At 67.9% G+C, this 21,983-nt stretch carries 22 protein-coding genes; 10 read left to right on the top strand and 12 right to left on the bottom strand.

The genetic code is table 11. The features are described from left to right. Window positions 1-12 precede the first annotated feature (12 nt). The 4 genes from feoB to KNJ79_RS18750 form a co-directional block, all read right to left on the bottom strand. On the bottom strand, window positions 13-1,884 hold the full coding sequence (gene feoB / locus KNJ79_RS18765) for a ferrous iron transporter B (protein ID WP_317152182.1): 1,872 nt from the start codon (window positions 1,882-1,884) through the stop codon (window positions 13-15). After that, window positions 1,881-2,138, bottom strand: a complete 258-nt coding sequence (locus KNJ79_RS18760; protein WP_089215840.1) for a FeoA family protein — start codon at window positions 2,136-2,138, stop codon at window positions 1,881-1,883. Before KNJ79_RS18760 ends, feoB begins: the two co-directional genes overlap by 4 nt. A gap of 65 nt (window positions 2,139-2,203) precedes the next feature. Continuing rightward, window positions 2,204-2,869: a COQ9 family protein gene (locus tag KNJ79_RS18755; protein WP_317152181.1), complete on the bottom strand. Its 666-nt coding sequence runs from the start codon at window positions 2,867-2,869 to the stop codon at window positions 2,204-2,206. 5 nt (window positions 2,870-2,874) lie between these two features. Continuing rightward, window positions 2,875-3,780, bottom strand: a complete 906-nt coding sequence (locus KNJ79_RS18750) for a DMT family transporter (RefSeq protein WP_089215838.1) — start codon at window positions 3,778-3,780, stop codon at window positions 2,875-2,877. Window positions 3,781-3,897: 117 nt separating this feature from the next. Between KNJ79_RS18750 and KNJ79_RS18745 the strand changes: the two genes are divergently transcribed. Beyond that, window positions 3,898-4,983 (top strand): alkene reductase, encoded by a 1,086-nt coding sequence (locus tag KNJ79_RS18745; protein ID WP_089215837.1) that lies wholly within the window; start codon window positions 3,898-3,900, stop codon window positions 4,981-4,983. Window positions 4,984-5,102: 119 nt separating this feature from the next. Here KNJ79_RS18745 and KNJ79_RS18740 read toward each other — a convergent pair whose 3' ends face one another. The 4 genes from KNJ79_RS18740 to KNJ79_RS18725 are packed head-to-tail and all read right to left on the bottom strand — an operon-like array spanning window position 5,103 to window position 8,113. Beyond that, entirely contained in the window at window positions 5,103-5,744 is a 642-nt protein-coding gene (locus tag KNJ79_RS18740) for a hypothetical protein (protein ID WP_317152180.1), read from the bottom strand. After that, window positions 5,737-6,162: a 6,7-dimethyl-8-ribityllumazine synthase gene (ribH, locus tag KNJ79_RS18735; protein ID WP_089215835.1), complete on the bottom strand. Its 426-nt coding sequence runs from the start codon at window positions 6,160-6,162 to the stop codon at window positions 5,737-5,739. The genes KNJ79_RS18740 and ribH overlap by 8 nt, the downstream gene beginning before the upstream one ends. Then, window positions 6,162-7,436 carry a 3,4-dihydroxy-2-butanone-4-phosphate synthase gene (gene ribB, locus KNJ79_RS18730; RefSeq protein ID WP_089215834.1) on the bottom strand — a complete coding sequence of 425 codons (1,275 nt, stop codon included), beginning with the start codon at window positions 7,434-7,436 and terminating at the stop codon, window positions 6,162-6,164. Before ribB ends, ribH begins: the two co-directional genes overlap by 1 nt. A 56-nt stretch (window positions 7,437-7,492) precedes the next feature. Beyond that, window positions 7,493-8,113 carry an ankyrin repeat domain-containing protein gene (locus KNJ79_RS18725; RefSeq protein ID WP_317152179.1) on the bottom strand — a complete coding sequence of 207 codons (621 nt, stop codon included), beginning with the start codon at window positions 8,111-8,113 and terminating at the stop codon, window positions 7,493-7,495. An 82-nt stretch (window positions 8,114-8,195) separates the two neighbouring features. Between KNJ79_RS18725 and KNJ79_RS18720 the strand changes: the two genes are divergently transcribed. From KNJ79_RS18720 to KNJ79_RS18710, 3 genes are read left to right on the top strand one after another with little or no spacing between them, the layout of a single operon-like run. Next, window positions 8,196-8,840, top strand: coding sequence for an SCO family protein (locus KNJ79_RS18720; RefSeq protein WP_317152178.1), 645 nt, complete (start codon window positions 8,196-8,198; stop codon window positions 8,838-8,840). Beyond that, complete coding sequence (locus KNJ79_RS18715; protein ID WP_317152177.1) at window positions 8,828-9,271, top strand: YcgN family cysteine cluster protein; 444 nt, start codon at window positions 8,828-8,830, stop codon at window positions 9,269-9,271. The genes KNJ79_RS18720 and KNJ79_RS18715 overlap by 13 nt, the downstream gene beginning before the upstream one ends. Further along, window positions 9,252-9,983: a M48 family metallopeptidase gene (locus tag KNJ79_RS18710; RefSeq protein WP_317152176.1), complete on the top strand. Its 732-nt coding sequence runs from the start codon at window positions 9,252-9,254 to the stop codon at window positions 9,981-9,983. The genes KNJ79_RS18715 and KNJ79_RS18710 overlap by 20 nt, the downstream gene beginning before the upstream one ends. 496 nt (window positions 9,984-10,479) lie before the next feature. Here KNJ79_RS18710 and KNJ79_RS18705 read toward each other — a convergent pair whose 3' ends face one another. Beyond that, a complete protein-coding gene (locus KNJ79_RS18705) occupies window positions 10,480-12,756 on the bottom strand; it encodes a PBP1A family penicillin-binding protein (RefSeq protein WP_394357135.1) in 2,277 nt (758 codons plus the stop codon). After that, window positions 12,731-13,138 (bottom strand): peptide-methionine (R)-S-oxide reductase MsrB, encoded by a 408-nt coding sequence (msrB, locus tag KNJ79_RS18700; protein ID WP_089215943.1) that lies wholly within the window; start codon window positions 13,136-13,138, stop codon window positions 12,731-12,733. Before msrB ends, KNJ79_RS18705 begins: the two co-directional genes overlap by 26 nt. A gap of 163 nt (window positions 13,139-13,301) precedes the next feature. Here msrB and KNJ79_RS18695 point away from each other — a divergent pair, with 163 nt between their 5' ends. The 5 genes from KNJ79_RS18695 (at window position 13,302) to KNJ79_RS18675 (ending at window position 18,477) form a co-directional block, all read left to right on the top strand. Next, window positions 13,302-13,805 carry a DUF4402 domain-containing protein gene (locus KNJ79_RS18695; protein ID WP_317152175.1) on the top strand — a complete coding sequence of 168 codons (504 nt, stop codon included), beginning with the start codon at window positions 13,302-13,304 and terminating at the stop codon, window positions 13,803-13,805. Window positions 13,806-13,870: 65 nt separating this feature from the next. Then, complete coding sequence (locus KNJ79_RS18690; RefSeq protein WP_317152174.1) at window positions 13,871-16,210, top strand: GH92 family glycosyl hydrolase; 2,340 nt, start codon at window positions 13,871-13,873, stop codon at window positions 16,208-16,210. 31 nt (window positions 16,211-16,241) lie between these two features. Further along, window positions 16,242-16,634 (top strand): GFA family protein, encoded by a 393-nt coding sequence (locus KNJ79_RS18685; protein WP_317152173.1) that lies wholly within the window; start codon window positions 16,242-16,244, stop codon window positions 16,632-16,634. A 94-nt stretch (window positions 16,635-16,728) separates the two neighbouring features. Beyond that, window positions 16,729-18,006, top strand: a complete 1,278-nt coding sequence (locus KNJ79_RS18680) for a mechanosensitive ion channel family protein (RefSeq protein ID WP_317152172.1) — start codon at window positions 16,729-16,731, stop codon at window positions 18,004-18,006. Between the two features lie 9 nt (window positions 18,007-18,015). Beyond that, window positions 18,016-18,477 (top strand): GNAT family N-acetyltransferase, encoded by a 462-nt coding sequence (locus KNJ79_RS18675; protein WP_317152171.1) that lies wholly within the window; start codon window positions 18,016-18,018, stop codon window positions 18,475-18,477. On the opposite strand, the gene ubiB is transcribed toward KNJ79_RS18675, so the two are convergent. Both ubiB and KNJ79_RS18665 read right to left on the bottom strand, forming a co-directional pair. After that, on the bottom strand, window positions 18,474-20,030 hold the full coding sequence (ubiB, locus tag KNJ79_RS18670; protein WP_317152170.1) for a 2-polyprenylphenol 6-hydroxylase: 1,557 nt from the start codon (window positions 20,028-20,030) through the stop codon (window positions 18,474-18,476). The genes KNJ79_RS18675 and ubiB overlap by 4 nt on opposite strands. A 121-nt stretch (window positions 20,031-20,151) precedes the next feature. Further along, a complete protein-coding gene (locus tag KNJ79_RS18665; protein WP_317152169.1) occupies window positions 20,152-20,889 on the bottom strand; it encodes a class I SAM-dependent methyltransferase in 738 nt (245 codons plus the stop codon). Between the two features lie 93 nt (window positions 20,890-20,982). On the opposite strand from KNJ79_RS18665, the gene mutM reads away from it, so the two are divergent. After that, window positions 20,983-21,795 (top strand): bifunctional DNA-formamidopyrimidine glycosylase/DNA-(apurinic or apyrimidinic site) lyase, encoded by an 813-nt coding sequence (gene mutM / locus KNJ79_RS18660; protein WP_317153950.1) that lies wholly within the window; start codon window positions 20,983-20,985, stop codon window positions 21,793-21,795. Window positions 21,796-21,983: the final 188 nt, after the last annotated feature.

Raw genomic sequence — 21,983 nt, 5'->3', positions numbered from 1 at the left:
ATGTGAAAAGGATCAGCCGAGCCCGAAGGCAACCGCCGTCCAATAGGTGATACCAGCAGCGGCATAGGCGAGCAGGAACAAATAGCCAACCATGAACATTGGCCATTTCCAGCCGTTGGTCTCGCGCCGGGTGATCGCGATCGTCGAAATGCATTGCGGCGCAAAGACGAACCAGGCGAGAAAGGCGAGCGCGGTCGCGAGGCTCCAGCGTCCCTGCAACCGCTCGCCCAGCGACTGCGACATCGCTTCCTCGTCGTCGCCGGCGTCGATCGCATTGGCGGTCGCGAGCGCCGAGACCGCGACCTCGCGCGCCGCCATCGCGGGGATCAGCGCGAGCGCGATGTCATGGTTGAAGCCGATCGGCTTCACCGCCACCTCGAGCCCGCTCGCGATGCGGCCCGCGATGCTGTAATCGACCTGGCGCATGTCGCTGTCGGCCGGGGCCTTGGGAAAGCTGAGCAGCAGCCACAGGATCACCGTGGTCATCGCGATGATCGTGCCCGCGCGGCGCAGGAAGATCCACGCGCGCTGCCACAACCCGATCGCAATGTCGCGCAGCCGCGGCATCTGATAGCGCGGCATTTCCATCATGAAGCTGGCCGAATTGCCGCGCGCGACGGTGCGGCGCAGGACGAAGGCGACGACCAGCGCACCGACGATCCCCGACACATAGAGGCCGAACAGCACGAGCCCCTGCAGCCCGACCGGCGATCCGCCGACCGCGCGGTCGGGGATGAAGGCGGCGATGATCAGCGCATAGACCGGCAGCCGCGCCGAACAGGTCATCAGCGGCGCGATCAATATCGTCGTCAGCCGGTCCTTGGCGTCCGGAATCGCGCGCGTCGCCATGATGCCCGGAACGGCGCAGGCGAAGCTGGAGAGGAGCGGGATGAACCCGCGCCCCGACAGGCCGACCTTCGCCATCAGCCCGTCCATCAGAAAGGCGGCGCGCGTCATATAGCCCGAGGCTTCGAGCAGCAGGATGAAGAGGAAGAGGATCAGGATCTGCGGCAGGAAGACGACGACCGCGCCGACCCCGGCGAGCAGCCCCTCGACGATCAGCCCGCGCAGGATAGTGTCGGGCATCGCGCCGACGACCCATTGCTGGAGCAGGCCGACCCCCGATTCGAGCAGGTCGGCGGGCGCTTCCGCCGCGGCATAGACCGCCTGAAACATCACGAACATCAGCGCGAGCAGGATCAGGAAGCCCGCGACCGGATGCAGCAGCACCGCATCGACGCGCTGCGTCCAGCGGCGCACCGGGGTTTCCGACAGGGTGGCGGCGCGCGCGATCGCGCGGGCGCGCCGGTGCAGCGCGACGTCGCCGGGCGGCGGTGCGGCGTGCGTGTGCGTTTCGAGCTGGTGAACCAGTATTTCTTGGTCGATCGCCGCGAGCAGCTCGGACAGGCCGCGGCGGCGCACCGCGACGGTCGGCACCACGGGAACGCCGAGTTCGCCGGCGAGCCGCTCGGCATCGAGCGTCAGCCCGTCGCGCTCCGCAAGATCGAGCATGTTGAGCGCAACGACGGTCGGCAGGCCGAGCGCGATCAGTTCGAGCGCGAAGCAGAGATGATTGTCGAGATTGGCGGCGTCGACGACGATGACGATCGCGTCGGGGCGCTTCTGTCCCGCCTGCTGCCCCAGCACGACGTCGCGCGTCACCGCTTCGTCGGGGCTCGACGGGGTGAGGCTGTAGCTCCCCGGCAGGTCGATCAGCGACAGCGGGCGCCCGTCGGCGAAGCTCGCGTGCCCCGCCTTGCGCTCGACGGTGACGCCGGGATAGTTGGCGATCTTCTGCCGCGCGCCGGTCAGCGCGTTGAACAGGCTCGACTTGCCGGCGTTGGGGTTGCCGGCGAGCGCGATCGTGGGAATGGCACCGGTCATGCTGCGGCCGCGATCGCCTCGACCTCGATGGCGGCAGCCTGCCTGGCGCGGATGATCACCTGCATCCGTCCGACGAGAAGCGCGAGCGGCTCGCGCGAGAAAAGGCTGCCGCGGTGCAGCGGCGTGATCTCGACCCCCTCCATCAGCCCGAATTCGCGCAGGCGGCGCCCCTCGTCGTGCGAGAGGAGCGGCCAGTCGATGCGGGCGATGCGCACGGGGGTTCCGAGCGGCGCGGAATCAAGTTTCGCGATCATTTGCGAGCGATTATCAATAACGGTGCGCCAATGCCAGCGTTTGTTTTGCCGCTGGCCGGACCGTCCTACCGCCCCGGATAGCGCAGCCGCCCGACGAAACGCGCGAGGCTCGGGCGCTCGGCGCGGCGGGCGGCGCGGCGGTGCTTCCAGCCTTCGAAACGCATCACGCCGTCGATCCGCCGCGCGAGGAAGGCGCGCGTGCCGGCGAAATTCTCGCTCTCGTCGTTCAGGAACACCGCGAGCGTCGAGGCATAGACGGTGCCGAGGATCGCGCGCTTGCTGTAGTGATTATAGTCGGTCGCGGTGTCGCCGGCGAGACGCCACATGACGTCGGCGCTGCGCCAGCCGAGCTTTGCGGCGAACGGCAGGTTGGTCGGCAGCGCGAGCAGGGCGAGTGCGCGGCGCAGCGATTCGCGGCGCGGCGCGAGCAGGTCGAGCCGCGTTTCGACGAGGGTGGTGATTCGCTCGCGAATCTTGAGCGTCGCGAGTTTTTCGGCAGGCCAGCGTTCCGCCATCGCCGCGTCGATATCGGCGAACCAGGCGTCGACCTGATCGCGCGCGCCGCCGGGGAAGGCGAGGCGCGCGACGTCGAGGTCCACCCCGATACGCTCGGCTGCGGCCGTCAGCGCGGCCTCGCCGAAACCGTCGAAGGCGGCATTTTCGGCGATCAGCGGCGCGAGCGCGGCGCGAATCTCGTCGAGCGTCGGGTCGGCGGGCAGGATCGAGGCCATGACCTTCAGATACGCCGCGCGGCGCGCGACGGCAACCGTATCAGCACGAGCGCCGCGCCGACCATCGCCCCGCCGAGCAGATCGACCGGACCCAGCCGTTCGCCGAACATCAGCCACCCCGCAAGCGCCGCGAACGCCGGCTGGACGAGCAAGGTCAGCCCGACGACGAGCGACGAGAAACGCGGAAGCGCCCAGATGAGCAGCCCCTGCCCCATGATCTGGCTGGTGAGCGCGAGGATGACGACGACGGTCCAGCTCTGCGGCCAGATGCGCTCGCCGAGCAGGATCGCGGTTCCGAGCAGGATCGGGACGCCGGCGGGAACCGAAATCGCCAGCGCCGACCATGCGCCGAGCTCGCCGCGGACGCGCTGCATCAGCAGCACATAGGCCGTATAGAAGCCGCCCCCGAGCAGGCAGAGCAGGTCGCCGGCCAGATAGGCGGGGGAAAGCTCGTAGCTTTGCCCCATCAGCAGCGCCGCACCCGCGAAGGCGAGCAGGATTGCCAGCGCCTGCCACCCGCGCGGCAGTTTGCGTGCAAGCATGATGCCCCAGATCACGAGCAGCAGGCTCGCGCAATTGCCGAACAGCGTCGCATTGGCGACCTTGGTGCGGATGATGCCGAGGTGCCAGGCAGCGAGGTCGAGCGCGAAAAGGGCGCCCGCGCCGGCGGCGACCAGAAGGGCGTGACGCGACGGCAGCCGCCCGCCCGCCTCGCGCCAGCCGAGCAGGGCGATGACCGGCAGCGCGAGCAGCAGCCGCCAGAAAGCCGCGGCGACCGGCCCGGTATCGACGAGCCGCACGAGCATCGCGCCGAGCGACAGGCAGATATTGCCCGCGAGCAGGCCCGCAAAGGCCAGAGCCTGCGGCAGCGTCGCCGCGCTCTTGTCCAGGCTGTCGGTCTTGGCGGTCATTTAGATTTTCTTTTGCTACCGGCTATTGTTTCATATGGCGGGCGTCCATAGCTCGGTCGGCCCATAGCGGCGGCCCGCCGGACCGTCGCGGCAAAATTGGAACAAGCCGGAGGATTTATGACCGCAACGCTTTTCGATCCGATCACGCTGGGCGCCATCGAGGCGCCGAACCGCATCGTCATGGCGCCGCTGACGCGCGGCCGCGCGGGGCCGGGCTTCGTGCCGAACGAGCTCGCCGTCGAATATTATCGCCAGCGCGCTGCCGCCGGGCTGATCATTTCGGAAGCAACCGGCATTTCGCAGGAAGGGCTCGGCTGGCCGTCGGCGCCGGGGCTGTGGACCGATGCGCAGGTCGAAGGCTGGCAGCCGGTGACCGATGCGGTCCACGCCGCCGGCGGGCGGATCGTCGCCCAGCTCTGGCACATGGGCCGCCTCGTCCATTCGGTGTTCAACGACGGCAAGCCGCCGGTTTCGGCCTCGGCGACGAAGGGCGAGGGCCGCGCGCACACGCCGGTCGGCCGCCTCGACCTCGAGGAAGCGCGGCCGCTGCGCCTCGACGAAATTCCGCGCGTGATCGCCGACTATGCGAAGGCGGCCGAGAATGCGAAGCGCGCAGGCTTCGACGGGGTGCAACTCCACGCCGCGAACGGCTATCTGATCGACCAGTTCCTGCGCGATCGTACCAATTTGCGCGACGATGATTATGGCGGCCCGGTCGAGAACCGCATCCGCCTGCTGCGCGAAGTGACCGAGGCGCTGATCGGCATTTGGGGCGCCGACCGCGTCGGCGTGCGCCTGTCGCCCAATGGCGAGACGCAGGGGGTCGACGACAGCGCGCCCGAGAAATTGTTCCCGGCCGCGGCGGCGGCGCTCGACAAGCTCGGCATCGCTTTCCTCGAACTGCGCGAGCCCGGCCCCGACGGCACCTTCGGCCGCACCGACGTGCCCAAGCAGTCGCCGTCGATCCGCGCCGCGTTCAAGGGCCCGCTGATCCTCAACAGCGACTATGACGCGCAAAAGGCCGAAGCCGATCTGGCGAGCGGGCGGGCCGATGCGATCAGCTTCGGACGCCCCTTCATCGGCAACCCCGACCTTGTCGAGCGTATCAGGACCGGCGCCGAATGGGCCGCCGACAATCCGAAGACCTGGTACACGCCGGGTCCCGAGGGCTATATCGACTATCCGGCGCTCGAAGCCGCCTGATCTATATGCGTCGCCCCAGCGAAGGCTGGGGCCGTCATCGGCTTGCCGCAGCTGCGATGGCGTAAACCGACGGCGGCCCCAGCTGTCGCTGGGGCGACCAGCCCCATATGCCGCACGGACTATTCGCGCGTCGTGAGCGCCTTGTCGATCAGCGAGGCACCGACCGGCGCGACGATCTTGTCGGCGAAGCGCAGCGCGAGGAAGCCGGCGACGAACAGCAGCGGCAGCGCGATCAGCGCGGTGACGACGGTAATCGCCAGCACCATGAACAGGAAAGCGATCAGGCCCGCGTTGAGTTCGGCCTGCCCCCTCGGGCCGACCTGCACGGTGCGCGGCCCCTTCGCGTCCCACCATTTCGCGGTGGTGATCGTCTTGCGACCGGGAGAGGGCGGCGCGCGATGGGGGATGCGCGCCGGCGCGGGCTGTGCCCGACGCGATTCGGGCTGCGTCGTCTCCTTTCCCCACGGCCGGTCGCCGCGCGCGGCGCGGCCCCGATTCGCGGCATCGCCCTCGTGCTTCGCCTGCTGCAAGCCGGCGGCGGGAGCGGCGACCGTTCGGGGCGGCGGCGCCGGAACAACCAGCGTTTCGGACACGGGTTCGGGCATGGCGGGACGGGCCGCTTCCAGCCCCATGCGCCGGTCATGGTCCGCCATGCGCTCGGCCGCGCTCGGCGGCGTGCGCCCGCTTTCCCGGTCGATCACCACCAGCCGCCCGCCGCGTTCGACGACGGAAAATCGGCTGGGCGGTGGTCGGTCAAGCAACGCCGAACTGTTCCTTCAGGGCCAGCATCGCGAGCGCGGCCTTCGCCGCCTCGCCGCCCTTATCCTTGCGCGTCTTGTCGGCGCGCGCAAGCGCCTGTTCTTCGTTTTCGACGGTCAATATGCCGTTGCCGATCGCGAGCCCGTCGAGCGTCAGCGCCATGATGCCGCGCGCGCTTTCGTTCGACACGACCTCGAAATGATAGGTTTCGCCGCGGATCACGACGCCGAGTGCGACATAGGCGTCGAAGCGACCCGTCTCGTGGCCGAGCGCGATCGCGGCGGGCACTTCGAGCGCGCCGGGCACGGTCACCGTCTCGTGGCTGTGCCCCTCGGCCTCGAGCGCGCTCTTCACGCCACCCAGCAGCATGTCGTTGAGGTGCGAATAGAAACGGGCTTCGACGATCAATAGGTGCGCCATCATGCCTCTCCCGGAATCGCGCGTTCGCCGACGATCGACAGGCCATAGCCTTCGAGCCCGACGAGGTTGCTGTGCGTCGGCGTCAGCAGCTCCATCGCGTGGACGCCGAGGTCGGCGAGGATCTGGGCGCCGATGCCATAGGTGCGAAGGTCCATGCCGCCCGATGGCGGCGGCGCGGCTTCGGCGGCGGCCGAGCCGGGCAGCGGGCGCATCAGCAGCACGATCACGCCCGCGCCCGCCTCGCCGATCGCGTCCATCGAGCGTTGCAGGCGGCGCTTCTTCGGCCCCGGGCGGCCCATCAGATCGTCGAACAGCGACACCGGATGCATCCGTACCAGGGTCACGCCCTCGGGATCGACCGCGCCCTTCTGCAGCACCATGTTGACGCTGCCGTCGATCTTGTTGCGATAGGATTTGAGCCGCCAGTCGCCGCCATAGTCCGATTCGAACGGCTCGTCGGACACGCATTCGACCAGCCGGTCGCTGCGGCTGCGATAGGCGATCAGCTCGGCGATCGTCCCGATCTTCAGCCCGTGGCGGCGCGCGAAGGGGATCAGGTCGTCGAGGCGCGCCATCGTGCCGTCCTCGTTCATGATCTCGCAGATCACGCCCGCGGGGGTCAGCCCGGCGAGGCGCGCGATGTCGACCGATGCCTCGGTATGCCCCGCGCGCACGAGCACGCCGCCGTCGCGCGCGATCAGCGGAAAGACATGCCCCGGCGTCACGATGTCGTCGCGGCCCTTCGAGGCGTCGATCGCGACCGAGACGGTGCGCGCGCGGTCGCCCGCCGAAATGCCGGTGGTGACGCCCTCGCGCGCCTCGATCGACACGGTGAAGGCGGTTTCGTGGCGCGTGCCATTGTTGCGGCTCATCAGCTCGAGCCCGAGCGCCTCGACGCGGCTGCGCGTCATCGCAAGGCAGATGAGGCCGCGCCCGTGGGTCGCCATGAAGTTGATCGCATCGGGGGTCGCCATCTGCGCCGGGATGATCAGATCGCCCTCATTCTCGCGGTCCTCGTCGTCGACGAGGATGAACATGCGGCCGTTGCGCGCCTCGGCGATGATTTCCTCAGGGCTGGCCATCGGCGACAGGTCACTGCCGTGCGCGAGCCAGTTTTCGAGCTTGCGCAGCGTTTCCGCCGTCGGGTTCCAGCCGGGCGAATCGAGATCGCGCAGGCTGTTGGCGTGGAGGCCGGCGGCGCGGGCGAGGCCCGAGCGCGACATCGCGCCATCGTCGACGATGGCGCGGATGCGATCAATGAGCTGCGTAGACATGCCGCCAATATTCACATCATAATGTGATTGTCAATCCGTCAATCACATCGCCATGATCATTTCGGTCCGAAAACGGCTCCCGTATCGCGCGCCGCGGCGTCGGCCTTTTCGTCGAGCAGCGCCGCCATCCGGCCCGAACGGTCGTTGCGCCGGGCGTAATCGCGCGCCGACATGCCGGCGATATGATCGGCCTTGTCGGGATTGGCGCCGCGCCGCACGAGCAGCCGCACCATCGCGGGGTTGTTCGCCTGCACCGCTAGGATCAGCGCCGTCTCGCCGCGCCGGTTGGTCTGATCGACCGGGGCGCCGTCGTCGAGGAGCAGCGTCGCACCGTCGGTGAAGTCGAGCATCGCCGCGTGCATCAGCGGGGTCATGCCCTGGCGGTCGGCGATCGACGGATCGGCATCCTTGGCGAGCAGGAAGCGCAGCCAGGTCGAATCGCGGCGCTTGACGACGATCATCAGCGCGGTTTCGCCGGTGTCGGGGTGGCGCGTGTTGACGATGCCCGCGTCATTGTCGTTGAGCAGCTTCGTCGCTTCGTCGCCGTCGCGCTTTTCGACCGCCTGCAGAAAGCTGTAGCTGTCGCTGAACTGCGCCGCCGCGGGCGCGGCGAGCAGGGCGGAGGCCGCAAAGGCGGCGGTCAGGGCGGCGAGGCGAAAGTCCGCGCGACGAAACATGGATGAAACCCCCGGGGCAGAAGCGTCGTCGATGCGACGACAAAGGTTGATTTTCGGAGCCTGGCCGATCAAGGCTGGACCGATGATGAATAGCGTAATTATGGGCCGAAAGTTCGTCCGTTCAAGCCTTGTCCTGATGCTGGCCGCTGCGCTCGCCGCGTGCAATGGCGCGGCGCCCGCTGGCGATGCCCAGCCGCCGCTTGCCGGCGCGCGCATCGGCGGGCCGTTCACCCTCACCGACCAGAACGGCCGCACCGTCAGCGATACCGACTTCGCCGGCCAGTATCGCATCGTCTATTTCGGCTACAGCTTCTGCCCCGACATCTGCCCGGTCGATCTGCAAAAGCTGATGCGCGGGCTCGCAGCGTTCGAAAAGGCCTCGCCAAAGCTCGGCGCGAAGGTGCAGCCGCTGTTCATCACGGTGGACCCCGCGCGCGACACGCCCGAGGCGCTGAAACCCTTCGTCAGCCGCTACCATCCGCGGCTGCTCGGCCTCACCGGAACGCCCGAACAGATCGCCAAGGTCGCCAAGGGCTATGCGGTCGTTTACAACAAGGTCGAAGGATCGGCGCCCGACCGCTATCTGATGGCGCACACGCAGATCGCCTTTCTGATGGACCCCGATGGCAAGCCGATGGCGATGCTGCCGCTCGACGATCCCTCGACCGACATCGACGAAGGCGCGCCGGACAAGGTCGCCGCCGAGCTTGCGAAATGGGTGAGATAGGCACGCGGCCCTTTTGGGAGGCCCCGCTCGCCACCCTCGACGCGGGGCAGTGGGAGGCGCTGTGCGACGGCTGCGGCAAATGCTGCCTGCACAAGCTGGAGGATGAGGATACCGGGCGCATCTATCCCACCAATGTCGCGTGCCGGCTGCTCGACCTTTCGACTGCGCGCTGCGGCGATTACAAGCACCGCCGCCGCCACGTCCCCGACTGTCTGACGCTGACCAAGGGCAAGGTCGGAGCAATCGAATGGCTGCCGCAAAGCTGCGCCTATCGCCTGCGAGCGGAGGGGCGGCCGCTGCCCGACTGGCATTATCTCGTCTGCGGCGACCGCGAGGCGGTGCATCGCGCGGGCGAATCGATCGTCGGCTGGACGGTCAGCGAGGACATCGCCGGGCCGCTGGAGAATCATCTTGTTCGGCGCATCGTCTGACCGCGCGGCGGTGCCCGAAATATTGATCGGCGAGGAGGCGTGGCCGGTGCGGCTCGTCCACCATGCGCGCGCGCGCCGCTATCGCCTCGTCTTCGACGCGGCGCGAGCCGAACTGCGGCTGACGTTGCCGCGGCGCGGCAACAGCGCGAAGGCGCTCGCATGGGCCGCAGAGCAACAGGATTGGCTCGCGGCGCAGCTGGACAAGGCGGTGCTGCCGGTCACCGTCGGCGCGGGGAGCGAGGTGCCGCTGCGCGGCATTGCGCACCCTATCGACTGGAATCCGGCGCGCCCGCGCGCGGTGCGCGCCGAGGGCGGCGCGCTGCTGCTCGGCGGCCCGGCCGAAACCGTCGGGCGCCGGATCGAGCGCTGGCTGCGCGCCGAGGCGCTCGCGGTGATGGAAGCCGAAAGCCGCGCGCTTGCCGCGCGCGCCGGGCTGGCCGTCGGCCGCGTCGGCATCGGCGATCCGCGCAGCCGCTGGGGCAGCTGCACCGCGACCGGCGACCTGCGCTACAGCTGGCGGCTGATCATGGCGCCCGACCATGTCCGCCGCGCGACCGTCGCGCACGAGGTCGCGCATTTGCGGCACATGGACCATGGCCGTGCCTTTCACGCGCTCGTCGACGAATTGCACGATGGCGACGTCGCCGCGGCGCGCGAGTGGCTGCGCCGCGAAGGACGCGGACTTCACCGCTATCGCTTCGGCGCAATCTGACGCCTGCCGGTCTTTGAATGAAGCGCTTGCTCAAGCGCGTGTGTCCCCGCGGGGCCGAAGGCGGCGCGTAGCGCCAACGCGGGGACCCATCACCGACGGGCTCAAGGTGGCGTCGTCGGGAGATGGGCTCCCGCCTTCGCGGGAGCACACGGCCGATCAAAGGCGAAGTGGTTAAAGTGTTTTCAAGTCAGGTGGAATCACCTGAGTTGAAAACACGGTAAAACAAGACTCTAGGTCGTAAACTCATAAATGGCGCCATCGAGGTTTGAGGCAAAATGGCCCGGTGCGAGGAGAGAAGGCACAGGAATATGTCGATATTTCAAGACTTCTCGACGAAGCAATGGGCCATTTTGGTCAAATCCCTTCGGGACGCCCAAATGGCTTCCATCTCGGGGCGAAAGCCGCTTGGAAAGGCAACCAGCCTTCCCGGCGCGTCTTTCCCCCCGACCTGTTCGCCATTTGGGCGCCTCGATGGCGCCATTTATGAGTTTACGACCTAGCCACCCGCGTTGGGCGATGGCTCGCGCGGCGGAGCAGCTTTCGGCACCGGTTGCGTCCCGTTCTTCGGCGCCGCGGGCAGCGGGACGCGGATCGGCGGTGCCGCCTTGGGCGCCCCCGCTTCGGGCTGCGGCGGTCGGCGGCCGGTCTGCTCCTCGATCCACTGCTGGTTGAGCACCGGTCCGTCCTCGCCCGGCGGCGCGGGCTGCGCCTCGCCTTCGGTGCCGGGCAGCGGCGCTGCGCCGGGAAGCTCGATCGGCATGCCATTTTCGTCGACCAGCCCGCTGCCGTCCTCCGGCGCCCCGAACCAGGCGTCGTCATCCTCTTCGAGCTGCCATTCGGGGAGCACGACCTCGGTGTCGAACGGCTCGACCGGGCGCTTCGCGACGGCAACACGCATGAAATCGGCAAAGGCGCGCGCCGGCGACCGGCCGCCCTGCAACCCGCCGACGGGCTTTGCATCGTCGCGGCCCATCCAGACGCCGGTGGTGATGCCGCTCGAAAAGCCGAGGAACCAGCCGTCCTTGTTGCTCGACGTCGTGCCGGTCTTGCCCGCGACCGGGCGGCCGATCTGCGCCGCGCGGCCGGTGCCGGTGTTGACCGCGGTCTGCAACAGGTCGGTGATCCCCGCCGCGACCCAATGATCGACGAGCACCTGCCCGCGGTCGGCCTCGCGCTGATAGAGGAGGCGCCCGTCGGCGGTCGTCACCTTGGTGATGCCATAGGGATGCACCGACACTCCCCCCCGCGCGACCGCGGCGAAGGCGGCGGTCATGTCGATCACGCGGACCTCGGCGCTGCCGAGCACCATCGAGGGGTGGGTGTTGATCGGCGTCGTGATGCCGAAGCGCCGCGCCATGTTGGCGACCGAGGAAAAGCCGATGTCGCTGCCCAGCTTGGCCGCGATCGTGTTCACCGAATAGGCAAAGGCGGTGCGGACGCTCATCGGTCCGGCGAAGCGCCCCGACGAGTTGCGCGGGCTCCAGCCCTGGATCGTCACCGGCTCGTCGACCAGCTGGTCGTCGACCTTATACCCCGCCTCGAGCGCCGCCATATAGACGAACAGCTTCCACGCCGATCCGGGCTGGCGCACCGCCTGCGTCGCGCGGTTGTAGTTCGACGCGACATAGTCGGTGCCGCCGACCATCGCGCGCACCGCACCGTCGCGGTCGAGCGCGACGAGCGCGCCCTGCGCCCCGTTCGGCACATCCGCCTGGATCGCCGAGGTCGCGGCGCGCTGCATAGCGAGGTCGATCGTCGTATAGACGTCGAGCGGCTCATTGCCCTCGTCGATCAGCATGTCGAGCTGCGGCAGCGCCCAGTCGGTGAAATAGCGCGCGCTGTTCTGCCCCGTCTCCGATGCGAGTTCGACGTCGGCGGGTTTCGCGCTGTCGGCCTGCGACCGGGTGATGAAGCCCGCATCGACCATCGTGTTCAGCACCACGCCGGCGCGGCCGAGCGCCGCCTGCGCGTCGGCGGTCGGCGAATAGCGCGACGGCGCCTTGACCAGACCCGCGACCACCGCGGCTTCGGAGAGCGACATGTCGGTCGCGCTATGCCCGAAAAAGCGGCGCGATGCGGCGTCGATGCCATAGCTGCCGCCGCCGAAATAGACCTTGTTCAGATAAAGCTCGAGGATCTCGTCCTTCGAGAATTTCCATTCGAGCGCGAGCGCGAGCACCGCCTCGCGCAGCTTGCGCGACCAGGTATAGCTGTTCGACAGAAAGACGTTGCGCGCGAGCTGCTGGGTGATCGTCGAGGCGCCCTGCATCCGCCGCCCGGTGCCATAATGTTCGACCGCGAAGATCGCGGCGCGCGCCATGCCGACCGGGTCGACCCCGGGGTGATAGCGAAAGCGCCGGTCCTCGACCGCGACCATCGCGTCCTGCATCACCTCGGGCGTTTCGCGCAGCGTCAGCCAACGCCCGTAATTGGGGCCGAGCGACAGAAAGATCGTGCCGTCGGCGGCGTGGATGCGGATCGTCTGGCCCGCTGGCGATTTCTTGAGCGCCTCGAAGCTCGGAATGCGCTGCACCGCGATGCCGACCGCGACCGCGAGCGCGACCGCCCCCGCCAGCGCGAGGCCGAGGCCCCAGCGGACGATCCGGCGCAGCCACAGCCGCACGCCCGACGGCGCGCTGCCGCTTTTCTTGCCCGATGACGATTTACCCGAAGATGCTTGCTTGCGGGGCAAAGCCCAAATTCCTTCTCTCGCTCTGCCCCGGCGCTGGTCCCCGAAGGGCCGGCGATCAGCCTTCGTTCGTGTCCGCCTCATCCCGTCCGCGCTCGGCGAAGTCAAGCGCTGCGCTGTTGATGCAATAGCGCAGGCCTTCGGGACCGGGGCCGTCGGGGAAGACGTGGCCGAGGTGGCCTTGGCATTTGGCGCAGCGCACCTCGGTGCGGATCATGCCGTGGCTCGCGTCGCGATGCTCGCTGACCGCCCCGTCGCTCGCGGGCGCGGTATAGCTCGGCCAGCCCGACCCGCTGTCATATTTGGTCCGGCTGTCGAACAGCGGCGCGCCGCAGCCGGCGCAGCGGTACATGCCGTCGCCCTTGTGGTCGGTATATTTGCCGGTGAAGGCGCGCTCGGTGCCGCCTTCGCGCAGCACATGAAAGGCCATCGGGTCGAGGGCCGCGTCGCTCCTGGGATCGGTCATGGCGATGATCTCCTTGCCGGGCCGCGAGTGCGCGGCCGTTTGTCCCGCAATATCGGCACCGCGCCGGCGCATCGCAAGGGGCGGCCCCAAGTGACCGATCGCCGCTTTACGCGGGATTAACCACGAATGCGCTAGCGGGGAAGGCGTGAAACTGCGCCCGATCTTGGCTCTGGGTCTGCTCCTCGCCGCGCCGTCCGGTGCCGGCGCGCAATGCCTGCTCTGCGCAAAGGACGATAGCAGCGCATTCGACAGCGGCCGCGCGGCCGGGCGCGACACGCCGCTGCACGTCGAAATCGAAACCCAGCTCGATTTCAGCCGCGTCGCGGTCGGCGCGATGGGGGGCGAAGTGGCGCTCGACCCCGCCACCGGCGCGCGGCGGCTGAGCGGGCAGATCGTCGATCTCGGCGGCTATGCGGTGAGCGGCGTCGTTTCGGTGCGCGGCGCACCCGGCGCCGAGCTGCGCGTCATCCTGCCGCCGACGGTCGATCTCGAAAGCGGCAGCGGCGGCCGTGCGCGGGTAACGGGGCTCGTCACCGACCTTGCGGGCGTCCCGCGGCTCGGCCCCGACGGCCGGCTGCGCTTCCGCTTCGGCGGGCGGCTCCAGCTCGACGCGCGCGACGACGGCGACTATCGCGGCCGGATTCCGGTGACCGTCGAATATCAATAACGCCTCGGCACCGCATTCCTATTCCATCATTGGCACGCCCGCCGCTTCGCGGCACAAAGGGGCGCATGAAGCATATCCCCCTCGCCGCCGCGCTGCTCGTTTCCGCCCTGCCCTTCCAGTCCGCCGCCGAACCCGCGGCACCCGATCCGCTGGCTTTTGTCGACCCGATGATCGGCACCGGCCCCGAAGGCCACACCTTCCCCGGCGCGACGGCGCCCTTCGGCATGGTTCAATTGTCGCCCGACACCGATGCGACGTGCCGGGTGCGCGACTGCTATGACCATGCCGCGGGCTACAGCTATCCCGACCCGACGATTCAGGGGTTCAGCCACACGCATTTCTCGGGCGCCGGCCATTCGGACCTCGGCGACATCCTCGTCATGCCGCAGGCGGGAGAGGTCCGGCTCGACCCCGGCGATCCCGCCAAGCCCGGCTCGGGCTATCGCCAGCGCTTCGACCATGCGACCGAGAAGGCAAGTCCCGGCTATTATGCGGTGACGCTGGCCGACAGTGGCATCCGCGCCGAACTGACCGCCGGAACGCGCGTCGGCATCCATCGCTACAGCTTTCCGGCGGGGAAGGAGGCGCATCTGCTCCTCGATCTCCGCGCGTCGCTCTATGATTATCCGGGCAAGATCCTCTGGTCGGGGCTGCACCTGCGCCCCGACGGCACGCTCACCGGCTTTCGCGAAACGCGCGGCTGGGCGCCGGGGCGCAAGCTCTTCTTCGCGATGCGTTTCTCGGCGCCGGTCGCGAACCACGCCTTTCTCGATCGCGACGAAAATATCCCCTACAAGGGCTTTCAGGCGCCGGGGCGCGGGAGCGACGCGCTCGCCGAAAAGCTCGGCAAGGCGCTCGAGGCGCGGATCGACTTCGGCACGCTGAAAGCGCCGCTCGAGGTGCGCGTCGCGCTGTCGGGGGTCGACGAGGCGGGCGCGATCGCCAATCTCGATGCGGCCGAAAAAGAAGCCGGGGGCGCGAGCTTCGACGCGGTGCGCGCGCGCACCGAAGCCGCGTGGCGCGAGGCGCTCGGCCGGCTTCGGATCGACGCGCCGGCGCCGATGCGCACCAATCTCTACACCGCCCTCTATCACGCTTTGCTCGCACCGAGCGTGTGGAGCGACGTCGACGGCCGCTACCGCGGGCCCGACGACCAGGTGCATGTCGCCAAGGATTTTACCGTCCGCTCGACCTTCTCGCTGTGGGATACGTTCCGCGCCGAGCATCCTTTGCTCACTCTCGTCCAGCCCGAGCAGGTGACGACCGACATCGTCAAATCGCTCGTCGCGAGCCGGGAGCACAGCCCGCACGGCATATTGCCGGTCTGGCAGTTCGCGGGGCGCGAGACATGGACGATGATCGGCTATCACGCGGTCCCGGTGATCGCCGATGCCTATCTGAAGGGCGTCGGCGATTTCGATGCCGACGCGGCGCTCGCCGCGATGGTCGCGAGCGCCGACTATGCGCCCTATGGCGGGCTCGGCGACTATATGAAGCTGGGCTATGTCCCGATCGACCGCGAGCCCGAGGCGGCGTCGAAGACGGTCGAATATGCCTATGACGACTGGACGATCGCGCGCATGGCGGAGAAGATGGGGCGCAAGGATGTCGCCGACCGCTTCTACAAGCGCGCGGGCTATTGGCGGAACAGCTTCGATGCAAAGTCGGGCTGGCTGCGCGCAAGGCTGAGCGACGGCAGCTTCCGCACCCCCTTCGATCCGACCGCGATCAACTATGGCTCGGACTATACCGAGGGCAATGCGTGGCAATATAGCTGGTTCGTGCCGCAGGATCAGAAAGCGCTGTTCGACCTGCTCGGCGGCGATGCGAAGACGATCGCCAAGCTCGACGCGATGTTCGATTATGACGTGTCGAAGCTCGACTACAGCCATGCCGAGGACATCGCCGGGCTGATCGGCCAATATATCCACGGCAACGAACCGAGCCACCATGTCGCCTATCTCTACGCCTATGCCGGCGCGCCGTGGCGCACGCAGGAGCGGCTGAAGCAGATCGTCGACAGCCAGTATAAGCCGACCCCCGACGGCCTCTCTGGCAACGACGACCTCGGCCAGATGTCGTCGTGGCTGCTGTTCACGGGGCTGGGTTTCTATCCGGTCGCGCCGGGGTCGAACCAATATGTGATCGGCCGCCCCTTCGTCGATCGCGCCGCGCTGACCCTGCCGAACGGCAAGCGCTTCACGGTCGAAACGGTCGGCCTCTCGGACGCGAACCGCTATGTCGGCAAGGTCGAGCTGAACGGCAAGCCGCTGACGCGAAGCTGGATCTCCGACGCCGAAATCCGCGCCGGCGGCACGCTGCGCTTCACGATGCAGGCAGAGCCCGACAAGGCATGGGGCAGTGCGGCGTCGGCGCGGCCCTATTCGATGTCGAGCGCGCGCTAGAGGGGCTCCTCGAAACCGAAAGGACGCAGACATGGATGCGCAGAGCGGTGGTTGCCAGTGCGGCGATGTGCGTTTCGAGACGCGCGGCGAGCCCTATCGCGTCGGGCTTTGCCATTGCCTCGATTGCCGCAAGCATCATGGCGCGCTCTTCCACGCCTCGGCGATCTTTCCCGCCGATGCGGTTACGGTCGCGGGAGAAACGCGCGCCTATGAAGGACGGCATTTCTGCCCGCGCTGCGGCTCGTCGCTGTTCGGGCGCAGCTGCGACGAGATCGAAGTGAATCTCGGCGCGTTCGATGGGCCCGATCGCTTCGTTCCGACGTATGAAAGCTGGATCATCCGCCGCGAAGCGTGGCTGCCGCCCTTCCCGCTCGCGCGCCATTATCCACGCGACCGCGAAGGAGTGGGGCGCTCCGAAGCATAGGCGCTCGATTTGACATGCGCGGCGGCAATTGCCACCTAGCGCGCGTTACCGATAGCCAGAGGAGCCACGCCCCGCCGCCGGCGGGCACGACGCCATGCGCCAGTTTACGACCGAAAGCCTCAGCCTCGACCTCGCCGACGCCCTGCCCTTCCTCGGCCATCTGCCGCCCTGGGCCGAAACCCTGCTTGGCCTCCTGTTGCTCGCCGCCGTCGCGTGGCTCGCCAACTTCATCGTCAAGCATATCGTGCTGCGTATCGTCACGCGCTGGCTGCCGCACGACGACCTGACGCCGCTGCCCGTTGCGGCGCGGCTCGCCAATATCGTTCCGGCGCTGATTATCTCGTCGGGGATCGTCCTCGTCCCGAATCTGCCGGGCGCCATCGTAACGCTGGTCAGCAATGTCGTCGCGGCGTCGATCATCCTGTTCGTCGCGATGGCGCTCGGCAAGGCGCTCAGCCTCGGCAACGACATCTACAATCACCGCCCCGACGCCGCGAGCCGGCCGATCAAGGGTTATATTCAGCTGTTGAAAATCGCGCTCTATGCCGGTGCCGCGATCCTGATCGTCGCGGCGCTGATGGACCAGTCACCGTTCCTCCTCCTGTCGGGGCTCGGTGCGATGGCGGCGGTGCTGCTGCTGGTGTTCAAGGACACAATCCTCTCGCTCGTCGCGTCGGTCCAGCTCACCTCGAACGACATGATCCGCGTCGGCGACTGGATCGAAATGCCAGCACTCGGCGCCGACGGCGACGTGATCGACATCGCGCTCCACACGGTCAAGGTGCAGAATTGGGACAAGACGATCAGCACGATTCCGACGCACCGGCTGATCTCCGAAAGCTTCAGGAACTGGCGCGGCATGTCCGAAGCCGGCGGGCGGCGGATCAAGCGATCGCTGTTCATCGACCAGAACGGCATCCGCTTCCTTTCGTCCGGCGAGAAACAGAAGCTGCGCCGCTTCCAGTTGCTCGACGCCTATCTCGGCCGCAAGCAGGAGGAGCTCGGCGAATGGAACGCCGCGCTCGAAAAGGCGGGGCGCGATCCGGTGAACGAGCGCAACGTCACCAACATCGGCACCTTCCGCGCCTATGTGGTCGAATATCTGCGCGCCAACGCCCATATCGCGCAGGGCATGACCTTGATGGTGCGCCAGCTCGACCCGACCCCGCAGGGGTTGCCGCTCGAAATCTATTGCTTCACCAACACGACCGCATGGGGCGATTATGAAGGCATTCAGTCGGACATCTTCGACCATCTGCTCGCAATTCTGCCCGAATTCGGCCTGCGCGTTTTTCAGCAGCCGAGCGGGCTCGACCTCCAGCGCGGGCTCGCGGCCCGATCGTCCGTCGACAGGCGCCCCGCGAGCGCGTAGCGCTGGCGCATGTCCGACGCGCTTCACATTCGTCCGCCGGTGCAGGGCGACTTCGACCGCTGGCTGCCGCTGTGGCACGGCTATAATGAATTCTATGGCCGCAGCGGGCGCGCCGCGCTCCCCGCCGACGTCACCTCGGCGACCTGGGTGCGCTTCTTCGACCCCGACCAGCCGGTGCATGCGCTCGTCGCCGAAGCGGATGGCGAGCTCGTCGGCCTCGTCCACTATCTCTATCACCGCAGCACGACGTCGATCGCCGACGTCTGCTATCTGCAGGATCTGTTCACCGCCGAAAGCGCGCGCGGCCGCGGCATCGCCTCGACGCTGATCGCTCGCGTGGCGGAAGAGGCGCGCCTCGCGGGGGCGGCGCGCGTCTATTGGCAGACGCACGAAACCAACCATAATGCGCGCCGTCTCTATGACGCGCTCGCCGAGCGTTCGGGCTTTCTCGTCTATCGGATGACGCTTTAGGGCGGAGTGAGGGGAAGCCACATCATGGCGGCGACGCCTATTGCCGCACCGGCGAGCGCGGTCAGCGCATAGCGCCACCAGACGCGCCGCTCGCCCGGTTCCCACATCAGCGGAATGTCGGGCAGCGGCGGTGCGGGCGGCGCGGCGCCTTTCCTTGGCAATTGCTCGTCGAGCCGCCGGATGATGTCGGGGATCAGCGCGAGCGTCCCTGCCTGCTTGCGCAGCCCGTCGGCGAGCGCGGCCTCGGGGCCGAGTTCGTCGCGAATCCATTCGCGCACGAACGGCCCCGATACGTCCCACATGTTGATCGCGGGGTTCAGCATCGTCGCGACGCCTTCGACCATCACCATCGTCTTTTGCAGGAGCAGCAGGTGCGGCTGCGTCTGCATGTCGAAATCGCGGGTGATCGCGAACAGCCCGTCGAGCATCTGCCCGACGCTGAGCTCGCTCACCGGCTTGCCGCGCATCGGCTCGCCGACCGCGCGCAGCGCCGTCGCGAACTCCTCGACATTGTGATAGTCGGGCACATATTGCGCCTCGAAATGAATCTCGGCGACGCGGCGGTAATTGCCCGTGGTCAGCCCATAGAGGATTTCGGCGAGCCAATAGCGCGCGCGCCGGTCGATCCGCCCCATGATGCCGAAATCGACCGCGGCGATCGTCCCGTCGGCCTTCACGAACAAATTGCCCTGGTGCATGTCGGCGTGGAAAAAGCCCTCGGCGATCGCCTGCCGCAGAAAGGCGTGGACGAGGTTCGCCGCGAGCTTTTCCATGTCGTGCCCCGCGGCGATCAGCTGGTCGCGGTGCGAAATCTTGATCCCGTCGATCCACCCGAGCGTCATCACCCGATTGGCGGTGCGGTCCCAGTCGATCGGCGGCACTTCATAGGTCGGGTCGGCCGCCATCGCGTCGGCGAGTTCCGACGCCGACGCCGCTTCGCGCCGCAAATCGAGTTCGCGCAAGGTCCAGCGGCGGAAATTGGCGATCACCTGCCGCGGCCGCAACCGCGCCGCCTCGCCGCCGAACGCTTCGAGATGCGCGGCGGCCCATTCATAGGTTTCGATGTCGCGCGCGAACTGCTTGTCGATGCCGGGGCGGCGGACCTTGACCGCGACCTGCCGCCCGTCGGCGGTCACCGCGCGGTGAACCTGTGCGATCGACGCCGACCCGACCGGTTCGGGGTCGAATTCGGCGTAGAGGCTTTCGAGCGGCGCTTCGAACGTCGCCTCGATCTCGGCCCTGATCCGGTCGAAGGCGACGGGGGGCAGGGCATCCTGAAGCGAGAGGAGATTGCGCGCGGCCTCCTCGCCGACGAGGTCGGGGCGCGTCGCGAGCGTCTGGCCGAGCTTGACCGCGGCGGGGCCGATCGCCTGAAAGGCGGCGGCATAGTCGGGCACGCGCGGCTGGATCGTGCCGAGCCGCGCGATGCGGCACAGCCTTTTGACCCCGCTCGGCGTCGCCGGCGCGCTCTCTATCCCGCGCAGCGCCCCGTGGCGCGCGAGGATGCGGCCCCATTTCAGCAGCCGGAAAATATGGGTGACGGGACGGGTCATGCGAAATCCCCCTCCCGCTTGCGGGAGGGGCTAGGGGAGGGCATGTCGAGGCGGGCGCGGGACAAACAGGCCCTCCCCCGACCCCTCCCGCAAGCGGGAGGGGAGAGACGGGTTCGCCCCCTCACGCCTTCCACCCGCTGTGGATCGCGACCAGCCCGCCCATGATCGGTTCGACCTTGACCTGCGAAAAGCCCGCGTTGCGGATCATCTGCGCAAATTCGGGCATCGGCGGGAAACGGCGGATCGATTCGATCAGATAGCGATAGCTGTCTTCATCGTTCGCGATCAGCTTGCCGAGACGCGGCACCAGATGGTGCGAATAGGCGTCGTAAAGCTGCGCGAAACCCGGCCATTCGTTGGTCGAAAATTCGAGGCAGAAGAAGCGCCCGCCATAGCGCAGCACGCGGTGCGCTTCCTTGAGCGCCGCCGGAATGTCGGTGACGTTGCGGATGCCGAAGGCGATCGTATAGGCGTCGAAAAACCGGTCCGGAAAGCTCAGCGCCTCGGCATTCTGTTCGGACCAGACGAGGCTGTCGATGCCGCGCTCCGCCGCGCGCTCCATGCCGACGCCCAGCATGTCGGGATTGATGTCGGCGACCGTGATGCTCGCGCCCGAGCGCTCCATGCGAAAGGCGATGTCGCCGGTGCCGCCCGCCATGTCGAGGATTGCCTCGCCGGTGCGCGGCTTGACGCGGCGGACGAAACGGTCCTTCCACAACCGGTGCATCCCGCCCGACATCGCGTCGTTCATGATGTCATATTTGCGCGCGACGCGGCTGAACACTTCGCCGACCTTCGCGGTCTTCTGGCCCGCGGGAACCTGTTCATAGCCGAAGCTGACGGTATCGGGGGTGGCCATGGAGTCGCGCCTTTGCGGGGAGTGGAGAAGTGAAGCTGCGCCTTTAGCCGGGCCTTGCCGCGCGCGCAAATGGCGCGTAGCCGCGAGGACATCATGCCCGAGCTGCCCGAAGTCGAAACCACCGTGCGCGGCCTCGCGCCCTTCCTCGAAGGGCAGCGGCTCGTCACGGTCAGCACCTTCCGCCCCGACCTGCGCCGCCCCTTTCCGGTCGACCTGGCGCAGCGGCTGACCGGGGCGACGGTCACGCGCCTGTCGCGGCGCGCCAAATATGGCATCGTATCGACCGATCGCGACGATCACATGATCTTTCACCTCGGCATGTCGGGGCGCTGGCGCACCGAAGGCGGCGACGCGGGAAAGCACGACCATCTGCTGCTCGAAACCGGCGCCGGGCACCGCCTCTTCCTCCACGACCCGCGGCGCTTCGGATCGGTCGATCTGGTAAGCGGCGATCCGCTGACGATCTTCCCCGCCTTCGTGACGCTCGGGCCGGAACCGCTTTCGGATGCGTTCGACGCCGCGCATCTGGCCAAAGCGTTCGCGGGGCGCCGCGCGCCGGTCAAGGCGATGCTGCTCGACCAGACGATCGTCGCCGGGCTCGGCAACATCTATGTCTGCGAGGCGCTCAACATGGCGCGGATCGCGCCGGCGCGCGCCGCGGCCGACGTCGCGCGCGCCAAGCTCGCGGCGCTCGTCCCGGCGATCAAGGCGGTCCTGACCGCCGCGATCGCCGCGGGCGGATCGACCCTGCGCGATTTCCTCAGCCCCGAAGGCGACCTGGGCTATTTCGCGAAGGACTGGCGCGTCTATGGCCGCGAGGGCGAGCGGTGCGAATGCGGCGGCACCATCGCGCGGATCGTGCAGAGCGGGCGGTCGACCTTTTACTGCCCCAAATGCCAGCGCTGAGGTTCGGCCGCGGTTTTGACGAAAATTTCTCGCGAAGACGCGAAGGCGCGAAGATATGGCGATTGCCGCGAAGCGGCCTCCTCAATCACCCCGTTGGATCGTGAGGCGCCGTGGAGACAGGAAAGAGGCCTGTCGGCCTCCGCTTTCTTCTTCGCGTCTTCGCGTGAAACCAAAATCGCGCCAGCGCA

This window comes from Sphingopyxis indica (assembly GCF_032879645.1).
Lineage (GTDB): Bacteria > Pseudomonadota > Alphaproteobacteria > Sphingomonadales > Sphingomonadaceae > Sphingopyxis > Sphingopyxis indica.
The sequence above is the reverse complement of the archived record's forward strand: the minus strand, read 5'-3'. Positions and strand labels throughout refer to the sequence as shown.

Excerpts from the sequence above, each read along its gene's own strand:
- KNJ79_RS18755 (WP_317152181.1), bottom strand. The coding sequence starts at position 2,869 with ATGGCCTCGATCCTGCCCGCCGACCCGACGCTCGACGAGATTCGCGCC.
- KNJ79_RS18715 (WP_317152177.1), top strand. The coding sequence starts at position 8,828 with ATGGGTGAGATAGGCACGCGGCCCTTTTGGGAGGCCCCGCTCGCCACC.
- KNJ79_RS18680 (WP_317152172.1), top strand. The coding sequence starts at position 16,729 with ATGCGCCAGTTTACGACCGAAAGCCTCAGCCTCGACCTCGCCGACGCC.
- feoB (WP_317152182.1), bottom strand. The coding sequence starts at position 1,884 with ATGACCGGTGCCATTCCCACGATCGCGCTCGCCGGCAACCCCAACGCC.
- ribH (WP_089215835.1), bottom strand. The coding sequence starts at position 6,162 with ATGGCGCACCTATTGATCGTCGAAGCCCGTTTCTATTCGCACCTCAAC.
- KNJ79_RS18690 (WP_317152174.1), top strand. The coding sequence starts at position 13,871 with ATGAAGCATATCCCCCTCGCCGCCGCGCTGCTCGTTTCCGCCCTGCCC.
- msrB (WP_089215943.1), bottom strand. The coding sequence starts at position 13,138 with ATGACCGATCCCAGGAGCGACGCGGCCCTCGACCCGATGGCCTTTCAT.
- mutM (WP_317153950.1), top strand. The coding sequence starts at position 20,983 with ATGCCCGAGCTGCCCGAAGTCGAAACCACCGTGCGCGGCCTCGCGCCC.
- KNJ79_RS18675 (WP_317152171.1), top strand. The coding sequence starts at position 18,016 with ATGTCCGACGCGCTTCACATTCGTCCGCCGGTGCAGGGCGACTTCGAC.
- KNJ79_RS18720 (WP_317152178.1), top strand. The coding sequence starts at position 8,196 with ATGATGAATAGCGTAATTATGGGCCGAAAGTTCGTCCGTTCAAGCCTT.
- KNJ79_RS18750 (WP_089215838.1), bottom strand. The coding sequence starts at position 3,780 with ATGACCGCCAAGACCGACAGCCTGGACAAGAGCGCGGCGACGCTGCCG.
- KNJ79_RS18685 (WP_317152173.1), top strand. The coding sequence starts at position 16,242 with ATGGATGCGCAGAGCGGTGGTTGCCAGTGCGGCGATGTGCGTTTCGAG.
- KNJ79_RS18725 (WP_317152179.1), bottom strand. The coding sequence starts at position 8,113 with ATGTTTCGTCGCGCGGACTTTCGCCTCGCCGCCCTGACCGCCGCCTTT.
- ribB (WP_089215834.1), bottom strand. The coding sequence starts at position 7,436 with ATGTCTACGCAGCTCATTGATCGCATCCGCGCCATCGTCGACGATGGC.
- KNJ79_RS18745 (WP_089215837.1), top strand. The coding sequence starts at position 3,898 with ATGACCGCAACGCTTTTCGATCCGATCACGCTGGGCGCCATCGAGGCG.
- ubiB (WP_317152170.1), bottom strand. The coding sequence starts at position 20,030 with ATGACCCGTCCCGTCACCCATATTTTCCGGCTGCTGAAATGGGGCCGC.
- KNJ79_RS18665 (WP_317152169.1), bottom strand. The coding sequence starts at position 20,889 with ATGGCCACCCCCGATACCGTCAGCTTCGGCTATGAACAGGTTCCCGCG.
- KNJ79_RS18705 (WP_394357135.1), bottom strand. The coding sequence starts at position 12,756 with ATGAGGCGGACACGAACGAAGGCTGATCGCCGGCCCTTCGGGGACCAG.
- KNJ79_RS18760 (WP_089215840.1), bottom strand. The coding sequence starts at position 2,138 with ATGATCGCGAAACTTGATTCCGCGCCGCTCGGAACCCCCGTGCGCATC.